The sequence below is a fragment of the Nonomuraea spiralis genome, assembly GCF_014648435.1.
Taxonomy (GTDB): Bacteria; Actinomycetota; Actinomycetes; order Streptosporangiales; family Streptosporangiaceae; genus Nonomuraea; species Nonomuraea spiralis.
Map to the genome: position 1 here is coordinate 38,956 of NZ_BMRC01000004.1, position 12,677 is coordinate 51,632.

14 protein-coding genes are annotated in these 12,677 nt (G+C 70.8%); 4 read left to right on the top strand and 10 right to left on the bottom strand.

All coding sequences use genetic code 11. The features are described from left to right. Window positions 1-19: 19 nt before the first annotated feature. The 3 genes from hemC to IEZ27_RS10360 are packed head-to-tail and all read right to left on the bottom strand — an operon-like array spanning window position 20 to window position 2,852. Window positions 20-925 carry a hydroxymethylbilane synthase gene (gene hemC / locus IEZ27_RS10350; RefSeq protein ID WP_125643887.1) on the bottom strand — a complete coding sequence of 302 codons (906 nt, stop codon included), beginning with the start codon at window positions 923-925 and terminating at the stop codon, window positions 20-22. Then, window positions 922-2,178: a glutamyl-tRNA reductase gene (locus tag IEZ27_RS10355; RefSeq protein WP_189647008.1), complete on the bottom strand. Its 1,257-nt coding sequence runs from the start codon at window positions 2,176-2,178 to the stop codon at window positions 922-924. Before IEZ27_RS10355 ends, hemC begins: the two co-directional genes overlap by 4 nt. Then, window positions 2,175-2,852 carry a redox-sensing transcriptional repressor Rex gene (locus tag IEZ27_RS10360; RefSeq protein ID WP_185845099.1) on the bottom strand — a complete coding sequence of 226 codons (678 nt, stop codon included), beginning with the start codon at window positions 2,850-2,852 and terminating at the stop codon, window positions 2,175-2,177. Before IEZ27_RS10360 ends, IEZ27_RS10355 begins: the two co-directional genes overlap by 4 nt. Before the next feature lie 117 nt (window positions 2,853-2,969). Between IEZ27_RS10360 and IEZ27_RS10365 the strand changes: the two genes are divergently transcribed. Further along, on the top strand, window positions 2,970-3,206 hold the full coding sequence (locus tag IEZ27_RS10365; protein ID WP_189647009.1) for a glutaredoxin family protein: 237 nt from the start codon (window positions 2,970-2,972) through the stop codon (window positions 3,204-3,206). Here the strand turns inward: IEZ27_RS10365 and IEZ27_RS10370 are convergent. Then, the gene (locus IEZ27_RS10370; RefSeq protein ID WP_189647010.1) at window positions 3,203-4,588 is read right to left on the bottom strand and encodes a putative quinol monooxygenase; all 1,386 of its coding nucleotides are present in this window, start codon (window positions 4,586-4,588) and stop codon (window positions 3,203-3,205) included. The genes IEZ27_RS10365 and IEZ27_RS10370 overlap by 4 nt on opposite strands. Before the next feature lie 214 nt (window positions 4,589-4,802). Here IEZ27_RS10370 and IEZ27_RS10375 point away from each other — a divergent pair, with 214 nt between their 5' ends. The 3 genes from IEZ27_RS10375 to IEZ27_RS10385 are packed head-to-tail and all read left to right on the top strand — an operon-like array spanning window position 4,803 to window position 7,039. Next, complete coding sequence (locus IEZ27_RS10375) at window positions 4,803-5,441, top strand: sigma-70 family RNA polymerase sigma factor (protein ID WP_125643897.1); 639 nt, start codon at window positions 4,803-4,805, stop codon at window positions 5,439-5,441. Window positions 5,442-5,501: 60 nt separating this feature from the next. Further along, window positions 5,502-6,152, top strand: coding sequence for a DUF5667 domain-containing protein (locus IEZ27_RS10380; RefSeq protein ID WP_189647011.1), 651 nt, complete (start codon window positions 5,502-5,504; stop codon window positions 6,150-6,152). Between the two features lie 26 nt (window positions 6,153-6,178). Then, window positions 6,179-7,039, top strand: coding sequence for an HAD family hydrolase (locus IEZ27_RS10385; protein ID WP_229823831.1), 861 nt, complete (start codon window positions 6,179-6,181; stop codon window positions 7,037-7,039). Window positions 7,040-7,061: 22 nt separating this feature from the next. Here IEZ27_RS10385 and IEZ27_RS10390 read toward each other — a convergent pair whose 3' ends face one another. The 6 genes from IEZ27_RS10390 to IEZ27_RS10415 form a co-directional block, all read right to left on the bottom strand. Beyond that, complete coding sequence (locus tag IEZ27_RS10390; protein WP_189647013.1) at window positions 7,062-8,225, bottom strand: alpha/beta fold hydrolase; 1,164 nt, start codon at window positions 8,223-8,225, stop codon at window positions 7,062-7,064. Window positions 8,226-8,258: 33 nt separating this feature from the next. Then, window positions 8,259-9,272 (bottom strand): LCP family protein, encoded by a 1,014-nt coding sequence (locus tag IEZ27_RS10395; protein ID WP_189647014.1) that lies wholly within the window; start codon window positions 9,270-9,272, stop codon window positions 8,259-8,261. A gap of 2 nt (window positions 9,273-9,274) precedes the next feature. Beyond that, window positions 9,275-9,856, bottom strand: a complete 582-nt coding sequence (locus IEZ27_RS10400) for an RNA polymerase sigma factor (RefSeq protein ID WP_189647015.1) — start codon at window positions 9,854-9,856, stop codon at window positions 9,275-9,277. 58 nt (window positions 9,857-9,914) lie between these two features. Next, the gene (locus IEZ27_RS10405) at window positions 9,915-10,700 is read right to left on the bottom strand and encodes an SDR family NAD(P)-dependent oxidoreductase (RefSeq protein ID WP_125643909.1); all 786 of its coding nucleotides are present in this window, start codon (window positions 10,698-10,700) and stop codon (window positions 9,915-9,917) included. Window positions 10,701-10,769: 69 nt separating this feature from the next. Then, on the bottom strand, window positions 10,770-11,669 hold the full coding sequence (locus IEZ27_RS10410) for a lysophospholipid acyltransferase family protein (protein ID WP_189647016.1): 900 nt from the start codon (window positions 11,667-11,669) through the stop codon (window positions 10,770-10,772). Beyond that, entirely contained in the window at window positions 11,666-12,661 is a 996-nt protein-coding gene (locus IEZ27_RS10415) for an NAD-dependent epimerase/dehydratase family protein (RefSeq protein ID WP_189647017.1), read from the bottom strand. Before IEZ27_RS10415 ends, IEZ27_RS10410 begins: the two co-directional genes overlap by 4 nt. Between the last annotated feature and the right edge of the window lie 16 nt (window positions 12,662-12,677).

Consider the following 12,677-nt stretch of genomic DNA (forward strand, 5'->3'; position numbering starts at 1 on the left):
GAGGTTGGACTATCGGAGCTCAATGGGACTGCTCCCCCATCAATCTGTCGGCCCCTTCGGCGATCATCTCGGCCGCCAGGAGGCGGCCCAGCTGTGCAGCCTCCGAAGGAGAGCCGGCGGCGGACTTGCGGACCGCTTCGCGGCCGTCGACGGAGACGACCACGGCGGTCAGGTTCAGAGTGTGCCCGTCATCGGCGGCGAAAGCACCCACCGGAGCGGCGCAGCCGGCCTCAAGAGCGGACAGAACGGCACGTTCGGCGGTCACCGCGCTGCGGGTCCGCGGGTCGTCGAGCACGCCGAGGAGCTCGACCAGGTCGGTACGCCCGGCCAGGCACTCCACGGCGAGGGCGCCCTGGCCGGGGGCCGGCAGCAGCTCCTCGACCTCGAAGATCTGGGCGATCTCACCGCTGCGGCCGAGCCTGGTCAGCCCGGCGGTGGCCAGCACGACCGCGTCGAGCTCGCCGGCGGCGATCTTGCCGATGCGCGTGTCGGCGTTGCCGCGGATCGGGACGTACTCGAGGTCGGGACGGAGTGCGCTCAGCATGGCGACGCGGCGCGGCGAACCCGTGCCGACCCTGGCCCCGGGGGGCAGGTCGGCGAACTTGTGCGGCCCGACCAGCGCGTCGCGGTGGTCGTGGCGCTCGGGGAGCGCGGCCAGCGTGAAGCGCGGATCCTGCTTGGTCGGCAGATCCTTCAGCGAGTGGACGGCGAAGTCGATCTCGCCCTCGACGAGCTTGTCGCGCAGCGCGCTGACGAACACGCCCGTGCCGCCGAGCTGCGCCAGGTGCGCCTTCGTGACGTCGCCGAAGGTCGTCACGCCCACCAGCTCGACCGTACGCCCGGTGCGCTCGGTGCAGGCGTCGGCCACCATCTGGGACTGCGTGGTCGCCAGGGTGCTGCGGCGGGTGCCCAACCGCAGGTTCACAGCTCCACCTCCCTCACGGCCGCGGGCATCTTCGGATCCAGATTGAACAACTCACGCAGGGCTTCCGCATAATGATCGCCCCCTGGACCTGCGGCGAGCTGCTTGACACGCACAGTCGGCTCGTGAAGCAGTTTGTCTACGACCCTCTGCACGGTCATGGCGACTTCGTCCCTGGCCTTGTCGTCGAGATCGGGCATACGCATCATCAGGCGGCCGAGCTCGGACTCGACCACACCCGCCGCCTTGCTGCGCAACGCCACCACCGTCGGGGTGACGCGGGCTGCGCGCGCGGCGTCGAGGTAGGCGTTGAGCTCCTCGGCGACGAGCGCGCGTACGGACTCGACGGCGTCGCCGCCGCGCGAGCCGATGCCGGACTCCTGGATCGTCTCCAGGTCGACCAGCGTGACACCGGGCACCTGGCGCACGGCCGGGTCGATGTCGTGCGGCAGCGCCAGGTCCAGCAGGAACGCGGGCCCGCCCAGCATATCCGGGGTGATGACGTGCCGCCCCGCGCCGGTGCAGGTGATCACGATGTTGGCTCCGGCCAGTTCCTCGCGTACGGCGGAGAACCCGACCGCGCGCCCGCCGACGGACGCGGCCAGCCGCGCCCCCCGCTCGTACGTGCGGTTGGCCACGACGATGTCGGTGACCCCGGCGCGCTGGAGCGTGATGGCGGCCAGCGAGCTCATCGAGCCCGCGCCCACCACCAGCGCCCGCCGCCCGGCCAGCTCGCCGGCCAGCGCGAGGCCCGCCGAGACGAGCGAGGCGCCGGCCTGGTCGATGCCGGTGTCGGTGTGGGCGCGCTTGCCGACGCGCAGCGCCTGCTGCGTCAGCTCGTTGAGGGTCGCGCCGACCGTGCCGTGCTTCTGGGCGAGCTTGAGCGCCTGGCGGACCTGGCCCAGGATCTGGCCCTCGCCGACGACCATGGAGTCGAGGCCGCACACCATCGAGAACAGGTGCTCGACGGCCCGCTCCTCGTAGTGCAGGTAGAGATGCGGGGTCAGCTCGTCGACCGGCACGCCGGAGTGAACGGCCAGCAGCCCGCTGATCGAGGTGACCGCGGCGTGGAAGCGGTCGACCGTGACGTAGATCTCGACCCTGTTGCAGGTCGAGATCACCATGGCCTCCGCGACGCTGGCGTCCTGCTGCACGTCGTGCAGCAGCTTGACGAGTGCGTCACCGGTCACCGAGACACGTTCTAGAAGAGCCACCGGAGCGGTCCGGTGGCTGAGTCCGATCGCCAGAACACTCATTGACCGTCCACCGCCATGAGTGGCCCCCCAGCTTTGCGTTGCTCGTGGAACGCGAGAATCTGCAGTTCGATTGAAAGGTCGACCTTCCGGACGTCGACCGTGTCCGGAACGGAGAGGACGACTGGGGCGAAGTTCAGGATGCTGGTCACGCCCACGGCGACAACACGATCGCACACTTCCTGTGCCGCTGCCGCCGGTGTCGCCAGAACCACGATCGAGACTCCACGCCGCTTGATGACGGCTTCCAGTTCGTCGATGTGCTCAACATTCAACCCCGCTATGGTGTCGCCCACGACTTCGGGGTCGGCATCCACGAGGGCGGCCACGCGGAAGCCCCTGGAGACGAAACCGCCGTAGTTGGCGAGGGCGCGGCCGAGGTTGCCGACTCCGACGATCGCGACCGCCCAGTCCTGGGTCAGGCCGAGTTCGCGGGAGATCTGGTAGACGAGGTACTCCACCTCGTAGCCTACGCCGCGGGTGCCGTACGAGCCGAGGTGCGAAAGGTCCTTGCGGAGCTTGGCCGAGTTCACGCCGGCGGCCACGGCCAGGTCCTCCGAGCTCACGGTCGCGATGCCGCGCTCCGCCATCCCGTGCAGCGCCCGCAGGTACAACGGAAGCCTGGCGACCGTCGCCTCGGGGATGCCGCGGTCACGGGACTGGGACGGGCTCTTCACGTGCCGGAGCTCCAGGGAACGGGCGGCTTGGGGGCCGCGTGAACGGATTAGAACCGTCTTTCAGGTTAATCCCTTTGTGAACCGATGCACAAAGTAGGGGGCGCTACCGTGGGGGGTATGCATCGCATCACCTTGCTCGGCAAGCCCGGCTGCCACCTCTGCGACGACGCCCGTACGGTCATCGCCCGGGTGGCCGGAGAGCTGGGGGTGCCTTGGGAGGAGGTCAGCATCGACTCCTCCGAGGAGCTCAAGGAGAAGTACTGGGAGATGATCCCGGTGACGCTGATCGACGGCGTGCAGCACGACTTCTGGCGGGTCGACGAGACCCGCCTGCGCGCCGCGCTGGCCTCCTAGAACATCACCGTGGGCAGGGGCACCACCTTCGCGGCGTTGACGTTGAGCTCGATGACGTTGGTGGCAAGGACCATCGCCTGACGCTCGTTGAGGAAACGTTCGACGTGCGGCTGGCGCTGGTGGTCGCGGTAGGCCACCTCGTCCCGGTAGAGCTCGTAGACGATGCGCTGCAGGGGGGCCGACTTGACGGCGTGACAGGCGTAGACGAGCGTGTCGGGCTCGCCGCGGCGTACGGCCTCGACCGTGGCCTCGGCCAGGCGGTCGAACGCCTCGCCCGCGCCGTCCATGATCGTGAAGACGGTGAGCAGGCCGTAGATGTTGGGTGAGGGCCTGCCGCCGGCCTGCTGCGGCTGGGACGGGCTGAACAGCTCGGCGCCCGGGTAGGCCACGCCGGTGCCGGGCATCGAGTAGTCGGGCCGCTGGGGCGCGGCCTCCATGCGCGGGGAGGTGTCCATGCGCGGGGGCGGGGCGCCGTTCATGATGTAGCCGGTCGCGGGGCCGGACTCGGGCGGGCCCGTCATGCGGGCGGCGTAGTCGACCTGCTGGTCGCCCGCCCGGTACTCGGCCACCAGATCGCCCAGGCCGGGCGAGCGGCGCGGCGGCGCCACGGGAGGCGGCTCGGCGGCCGGTACGGGCTCAGGCGCGGCCCTGCGCCCCGGCCGGCGCTCCCGGTCCTCCTCCGGCGCCTCCATCTCGTCCTCGTCGTCGTCCTCGTACGGCGCCAGCGGGCGCAGCACGGTGTACCAGATCGCCGCCGCGGCCACCGCGAGCAGCGCCGTGGTGAACAGCGGCGGCACCGCGAACCGCATGGCGCCCACCAGGGCGACGCTCGACGGCGCGATGACGAGGACCGCGTGCAGGTTGTCGGTGTCGTACTCGTCGCCGCTGCGCCACTTCAGCGCGGCCACCACCACGCACGCCAGCAGGACGAGCACGTCGATCGCGTGCACGCCGATCAGCAGGTAGTCGGGGATGAGCCCCCAGAGCGCCGACCCGGACGGCAGCGTCTTGCCCAGGTCGGTGGACCTGAGCGGGTCGAAGAAGAGGATCGCGCCGGAGACGATGGTGAGCGCGATGCCGAACAACCATGCGAGGAACCTCGGCGGCGCCTTGTCCGCCAGGAGCTGGATCAGGCCCACGGCCAGCCAGAGCGGCGCGAGCAGCGATCCGGTCACCTGGTAGATCCGGAACGTGACCGGCCCGAAGCCCAGGAAGTGGCCGATGCCGATCACGACCAGCGACAGGCACAGCGCCCCTGCTGAAACGGTCCAGGCGATCAACCACCCCTCCGGCTCGTCGCGCAGGCGCCGGATCAGGGCGCCGGTCGCGACGGCGGCGAGGAGCGCACCGGCAAGAGCTATGACAGCAACGAGGATCTCCATGGTGACTCCAATGCTGCCGGACGATGCCTCCCGGCCGGTAGCCGAAGAGAAAACAGGCGCTCCACGAGGGGCTTCGCCGCAGGCTGTGGGGTATGCGCCTATACGGTATAGGGCGATTACTCGTAGCCATGCCAGCAGGCTGCGGATTGTGAAAATTCGAGTTGATTTCTAGAGTATTCGAGCACGCCGCACCCCTTACCCCTAGGGATACCGGATGCCTGATTCGTGGCCGTTCGCCGGGCTGCTTGCTCCAGCGGTCGCTGGACCTGCCCGGACGGGCGAGCTTGCCGTGCGCGAAGAAGTGCCGGACGACATCCGTACGCTGGTGCTGCACGCCAAGAACGGATGTACGGACTCCTTTGGCACGCTCTATGACCGTTATGTGGATCTGGTCTACCGCTACATCTACTTCCGCGTCGGCTCCCACCAGCTCGCCGAGGACCTCACGAGCGAGACCTTCCTGCGCGCCCTGCGCCGGATCGGCGACTTCACCTGGCAGGGCCGCGACTTCGGCGCCTGGCTCGTCACCATCGCCCGGAACCTGGTCGCCGACCACTTCAAGTCCGGCCGCTACCGATTGGAGGTCCCGACGGGAGAGCTGATCGACGTTCCACTCGAAGGCTCGCACATCCCCGAGAACGCGGTGGTCACGGCCATCATCAACGACCGGGTGCTGCGCGCCGTCCGCGATCTCAATCCCGACCAGCAGGAATGCGTGGTGCTGCGCTTCCTGCACGGCCTCTCGCTCGCGGAAACCGCGTTGATCATGGGGAAGAAGAGTGGAGCGATCAAAGCGCTGCAGTTTCGGGCCATTCGAACGCTCGCCAGGGCGCTCAAGCACGACCTGGCGTAACCTCCCCCATCCGCACCTCGTTAGGCCAGTTGTCACGTGTGGATCCCTCAGGGAGCTGTCATGAGTAGGGCACGCAGGCGGCGAGAGCTCGTCATCGAGCGTCTCACGGAGCTGCGGAGCCTGCCCATGGGCCGCGGCCCCGAGCCGGCCTTCCGCGAGCGCCTGCGCGAGGACCTCGTCTCCGGCCGCCTGCTGCTGGAGGCCCCCGACGAGCAGGAGAGCACGCCGCGGCACGCCCGGCCCGCCGTACGCCGCCCACGCCGTCCGCTGCTGTCCCAGCTCGCCACGCTCGGGCTGGCGGGGGCCATGATGATCTCGGCCTTCGCCACCTACCGGGCGGTCCCGGGCGACACGCTGTACCCGCTCAAGCGGGCCGCGGAGAGCACGCTCGTGCACCTGAGCACCGACGACGCCGAACGCGGCGAGCGCGAGCTGGCCTCGGCCGAGACACGCGCCAAGGAGGTCGCCAGCCTGCTGGGCTCGTCCACGGACAGCCCGCTGGTCAGCGAGACGCTCAAGGACATGGAGGACTCCACCCGCTCCGGCATCAGCCGGCTGACCCGTACGCAGCCCCGCTCCTCGAAGATCAAGAAGTTCGCCCAGAAGCAGCGGGACGTGGTCGAGCCGATGTTGGAACAGCTCAACGAGGCCCAGAAGGGACAGGCCGCCGGCTACCTCGACTACATCGAAGGGCTCGTGGCACCGGGCTAGGTAAGCTGAGGCGCATGTGGCGGCTAATGCGACGACGACACGAGGTTGAGGCCGAGGCCGCCGGCGAGGCCGCGGCGCGGGCGGCGGTCACCGTCGCGCCGGTCGAGCCGGATCCGGAGGCGGCGGCCTTCTTCGACGTCGACAACACCATGATGCGCGGCGCGTCCATCTACCACTTCGCCAGGGGCCTGGCCACGCGCGGCATGTTCACCACGTCCGACCTGCTGAAGTTCGCCGTGGGCCAGGCCGTGTTCCGGCTGCGCGGCAACGAGAACCCCGAGCACATCGCGGTGGCCAGGGAGACCGCGCTCGCCTTCGTCGCGGGCGCCAAGGTCGACGACGTCGTACGCCTCGGCGAGGAGATCTACGACGAGGTGATGGCCGACCGCATCTGGGGCGGCACGCGCGCGCTCGCGCAGAGCCACCTCGACGCCGGCCAGCGGGTCTGGCTCGTCACCGCCACGCCCGTCGAGCTGGCCCGGGTCATCGCCCAGCGGCTCGGCCTCACCGGCGCGCTCGGCACGGTCGCCGAGACCGCCGACGGCGTCTACACCGGCCACCTGGTGGGCGACCTGCTCCACGGCCCGGCCAAGGCCGAGGCGGTGCGCGCGCTGGCCCGTCGCGAGGGGCTCGACCTGACCCGCTGCACGGCCTACAGCGACTCCGCCAACGACCTGCCGATGTTGTCGCTGGTCGGGCAGGCGGTGGCGATCAACCCCGACAGCGAGCTGCGCGAGCACGCCAGGAAACACGACTGGCCGATCAAGGACTTCCGTACCGGCCGCAAGGCCACGATGACGGCCCTGCCGATCGCGGCCGGGGTCGGCGCGATCGCGGGCGGCGTCGCCGCGGGCATCGCCCTGCGCAGGCACTACCGCTCCCAATGAGCCCTGCGCCCGCGCCACCGGGTCACGGTACGGCGCGGCGGAGCAGACCGAGCAGTTCGCGGTTGACCGTCTCCGGGCGTTCCAGGCCGATCATGTGACCGGCTCCCGGGATCACCACGAGCCGGGCCCCCGGCAGCGCCCCGGCGATCCTGCGGGCGTGCGCCACCGGCGTGAGCCGGTCGCGCGCCCCCACCAGCACCACCGTCTCCACCTCGCGCAACGCCTCCAGCGCGGCGAGCTTGTCGTGGGCCATCATGCCGTGGAAGAAGCCGGCCATCACCTCGGCCGGCGTGGCGGCGACCATCGCGTTGACGAAGCGCACGTGGTCCGCCCGCGCCCCCGGCCCGAACGCGGTGAAGCGGGTGACCGGCCGGTTGACCCACGCCCTGAGCGCACGGGTGACCGGCCGGTTGACCCACGCCCTGAGCGCACGGGTGACCGGCCGGTTGACCCACGCCCTGAGCGCACGGGTGACCGGCCGGTTGGCCCGCACACTGGGCGCCCTGCTCCGGTCCGCCGGCGCCGCCCGGGCCCTCAGCCGGTCCAGCACCAGCGGCGTGACCCTGGGCACGGCCCGCCCGAGCGCCCCCGGCAACCCGAAGGTGCCCTCCGCCAGCCGCCCCGCCGACGTGCCGAGCAGCGCGACGCCCGCGATCCTCGTGCCGAACAGCTCGGGCCTGGACGCGGCCAGCGCCATCACCGTCATGCCGCCCATCGAATGGCCGGCGAGCACCACGGGCAGGCCGGGCGGCACGGCGGCCTCGATGACGGCGTGCAGGTCCGCGCCGAGCCGGTCGATCGTGCACGCGGAGTACGGCCCGGCGGTGGAGGCCCCGTGGCCGCGCTGGTCATAGGCGACCACCAGGGCCTCCCCGCTCAGGGCGGCCCGCTGGTAGTGCCAGGAATGCCGGTTGAGCACCCATCCGTGCGCGAGGACGACGGCGTGCCGCACCGGTGTGGACGGCTCCTCGACGTCCACGGCCAGTCGCACGCCGTCGTCGGTCTCGACGGCCAGGGAGGCGGCATGGGAGGCGGCATGGTGGCCACCCAGGCGCTCGACGGACTGCGCCCCGCCCGCAGCCCCGCCCTCAGTCCCGCGCCCGGCGACCCGTGTCCGGCGCCTGGCCGATCCGGCGGCGGCCCCGGCGAGCAGGCCGAGCGCGAACGCCTGACGACTTGAGCCCATGCCGCCGACTATAGGACGATTCGTCCAATAGTGCTATCGCAGGCGTTCGAACAACTTCCGGGCCTCCGGCTGCTTCCAGGTGAGCCGGTTCGGATCCTCCCGGGCCGGCTGCCACGGCACGGTGACCAACGACACCCGCGTCTTGGACATGCCGACGGCCAGCTCGACCATCGACTCCAGACTGAGGTCCGTCTTGACCGACGCGCTGACCGCGCGGAGGAAGCCGCGTACCTTGACCGGGTCGGCGGCGACGCTCTTCGCCTTCTTCAGCATGGCCATCAGCAGGATCTGCTGCCGCTTGATCCGCTGGACGTCCGAACCGTCGCCGTAGCGGCGCAGGCGCGCGTAGCCGAGGGCGCTCTCGCCGTTGAGCATGCTCTTGCCCGCGGGCAGCTTCAGCTTCGACGCCTCGTCGTTCACGGGCGTCCTGAGCGTGATCTCCACGCCGCCGAGCGCGTCCACCATGCCCTTGAAGCCGGTGAAGTCGACCTCGACCGTGTGGTCGATGCGGACGTCGGTCAGCTTCTCCAGCGTCTTCCGCAGGCAGGCCGCTCCCCCGGTGTTGTACGCCGAGTTGATCATGTCCTTCCTGGCCGGCGACGACCCGCAAGATGGGATCTCCACGAGCGAGTCGCGCGGCACGCTGACCCCGACGACCTGGCCGCGGTCGGCCGGGACGTGCACGAGCAAGATGGTGTCGGACCGCTTGCCGCCCTTGTCGGCGCTCCTGGCCGTGGCGGGGCCGTACCGGGCGTTCCCGGGGCCGCCGCGGGTGTCCGAGCCGATCACCAGGATGTTGCGGGCGCCGCTCATGTCGACCGGCCGGGCGCCCGCCGACGGCGCGGCAACGGTGTTGCCGTTGACCAGCAGGGTCGGTACGGCGACGGCCGCGGCCGTGCCCACGGCGACCAGGCCGGCCATCCACCAGCCCGTCCACCTGCGGCGCGGGCGGTCCCGCAGCAGGCGTTCGCGCTGACGGACGAGCGTCGCGGGCGGCTCGTGCTCCAGCGCCCCGCCGAGGTCGCGGAGCATCCTCAGGTCGTCCATGGTCACTCCTCCTCCAGCATGGGGTTGGTGTCGCCGAGCGCGGCCCGCACCTTCCGCCTGCCCCTGTTGAGGCGGGAGCGCACGGTTCCGATCGGGATGCCGAGCGCCTGGGCGACCTCTTCGTACGTGAGGTCGCCCCAGGCGATCAGCAGCAGGACGTCCCGGTCCTTGGCGGGCAGCGCGGCCAGGGCGCCCGCCAGCCGGGGACGGGCTGCCTGCGCGGTGACCCCGGCCGCGACGCGGTCGGCGGGCGACTCCACGTCATGGTCGACGGGGGCACGCAGGAGCGCCCGGTAACGCGCCGCCTCCTTGCGGTGGTGGCGGGAGATGAGCTTGGTGAGAATGCCGAAGAGCCACGGCCTGGCGTCAGGGTAGGCCAGGTCGTAGCTCTTCCTACGGGAGAAGGCGACGAGGAACGTCTCGCCCACGAGGTCCTCGGCGGGCTCGGGGCCGAGGCGTTTGGAGACGTACCTGTAGAGCATGGCGGAGTAGCGGTCGAACAGCACGGCGAACGCCTCCGGATCCGTCCAGGAGGCGTTCACCAGCTCCGAGTCCGCGCCCCTGGTGGCGGGTTGCGTGATCATCTCCGCCCTTCTGTGGGGAATCGGTCACGGATGTCTTGCCACAACCCGCCGGGAGGGTTCAGATCTCCTTGAGGAAGCCTCCGTCAACGGCGATGTCGGCGCCGGTCGTGCTGCCGGAGCGCGGCGAGACCAGCAGGGCGACCATGTCGGCGATCTCCTGCGGGTCGACCAAGCGGCCGGTGGCCAGCTTCATCATGCCGGGCGCGACCTGGGCGATGACGTCCGCCTTCGACGCCCCGGCCATCCCGGCGATGACGTCGGCGGCGCCGCCGTCCTTGGTCCACCAGTCGGTGAGCACCGGGCCGGGCGAGATCGTGTTCACCCGGACGCCCTGCGGGCCGTACTCCTCGGAGACGGCCTTGCTCACGTGGTTCATGGCGGCCTTGGCGGCGCCGTAGTCGACGTTCATGGCGCCGGGCTGGCGGGCCGAGCCGGAGGAGATGTTCACGATCGAGCCGCCGCCGCGTCCCAGCATGACGGGCACCGCCGCGCGGATCATCCGTACGGCCGCGAACAGGTTGAACTCGAACATGGCCTGCCAGTCGTCGTCGCCAGGGGCCATGAACCCGACCCTCGGCAGCGTCACCCCGGGCGGCGGGCCGCCGGCGTTGTTGACCAGGATGTCCACCCCGCCGAACTCCTCGACGGCGCGGGCGATCACCCGCTCGGGCGCCTGCGGGTCCATCAGGTCGACCGCGACGTGCGTCACCTTGGCGTCCGGCGCGGTACGCGAGGCCGCCACGACGTGCGCCCCCTCCTCCGCCAGGGTGCGCGCGACGGCCAGGCCGATGCCCTTGGACGCGCCGGTGACGACCGCCACGCGGCCGGAAAGCTGGAGATCCATCGAAGAGGTTCCTCTCGGGTGTTCAGTGATGACACCCGGAGAACACCGGACCCGCCCACCCGGTTGCACTCACAGGAACGGCGGGAACGCCGGCCCCCTGCGCAGCCGCAACTCGTTGAGCATCTGCTGGATGACCTCGCGCACGTGGTCGGTCAGGTTGAACACCAGCATGGGGTCGTCGGCCGCCGAGGGCTCGTACTCGTCGGTGCGGATCGGCTCGCCGAACTCGATCATCCACTTGGACGGCAGCGGCACCAGCCCGAGCGGCCCGAGCAGCGGGAAGAACGGCGTGATCGGCAGGTAGGGGACACCGAGGATGCGGGCCAGGAACTTCAGGTCGCCGATCTTCGGATAGATCTCCTCGGCCCCGACGATGGCCGTGGGCACGATCGGCACACCCGCGCGGATCGCGGAGGCCACGAACCCGCCCCGGCCGAACCTCTGGAGCTTGTAGCGCTCGGAGAACGGCTTGCCGACGCCCTTGAACCCCTCGGGGAACACGCCGACCAGCTCGCCCTTGCGCAGCAGCCGGTCTGCGTCCTCGGGGCAGGCCAGCGTGTGGCCGGTCTTGCGGGACAGGTGGCCGAGCAGCGGGAGCTGGTAGACCAGGTCGGCCCCGAGCAGGCGGACGGCCCGGCCCGCCTCGTCGTGCAGCGCGACCTGCATCATGAGCGCGTCGATCGGCAGGGTGCCCGAGTGGTTGGCCACCACCAGCGCGCCGCCGTCGGCGGGCACGTTCTTCAGCTCGGCCGTCTCCACCCTGAACCAGCGGTGGTAGAGCGGCCTGATCAGCTCAAGGAGCACCTTGTCGGTCAGCTCGGGGTCGTAGCCGAACTCGTCGACCTCGTAGTCGCCGGTGATGCGCCGGCGGACGAAGGCCAGCAGCCGGGCCAGCGGGTCGGGCTCCTCGTACGAGGGCGCGGCGCTGATGGGGATCACCCGGCCCTCCTCTTCGTACGGGACGCTCATGGACGCGTACCTCCGAGAGGGTGCATACCCCGCGCGCGCAGGAAGTCGTCGAAGGCCGCCGCGGTGGTGAACTTGGGTTTCCAGCCGAGCTCGGCCTCCAGCCTGCCGGTGTCGACGACCCGGCCGTGGCTCATCAGCCGCAGTTGCTCGGGCGAGTACTCGACGAGACCGGCGCGGCGCACGGTGTTGCCGAGCGCGCGGAAGACCGGCGAGAACAGCGGCAGCGACGCCCGACCGGCCCGGCGCGCGCACTGCGAGAGCAGCAACACGCCTGCCCCGGCCACGTTGAACGTGCCGGGGTGGTCTTCGGTCGCCATCCTGCGCAACACCTCGACCGCGTCGTCCTCGTGGACGAACTGCAGCCGCGGGTCGAAGCCGAACACGGTCGGCAGGACGGGCTGGATGAAGTATCGGGTGAGCGGCGAGTCGACGCCCGGACCCATGAAGTTGGCGAAGCGCAGCAGCGACACCGTCACGTCGGGCCGGCGGCGCGCGAAACCACGCACGTAGCCCTCGACCTCGGCCGCGTCCTTGGCGTAGCCGTGGCTGGGGCCCTCGTGCGCCTCCAGGTCCTCGGTGAACACCGCGGGATCGCGCGCGGACGAGCCGTAGACGGCGGTGGTGGAGCGCACCACCACGCGCCGCACGGTCGCCGACCGCTGGCAGGCACCGAGCAGTTGCATGGTGCCTATGACGTTGTGCTCCTTCATGGCAGCCCTGCCGTCGCCCTTGGACGGAGCGCTGACCAGGCTCATGTGCACAACGGTGTCGATGTCCGCGGCCGCGATCACCTCGGCGATGTCGGGGCTGCGCAGATCGACCCGGACGAACTCCGTCCGGCCCAGAGTGATGCCGCCGTCCCGCGTCAACGAGGGGGGCGGCACGGTGTCCACTCCAATGACGCGGCTGATCTCCGGGTCAGCCGCGAGGACGCTCGCCAGCCGGGCGCCTATGTGGCGCGAGACCCCGGTGACAAGCACGGTGTGGGTCATCAGCGCCTCGCAGCTG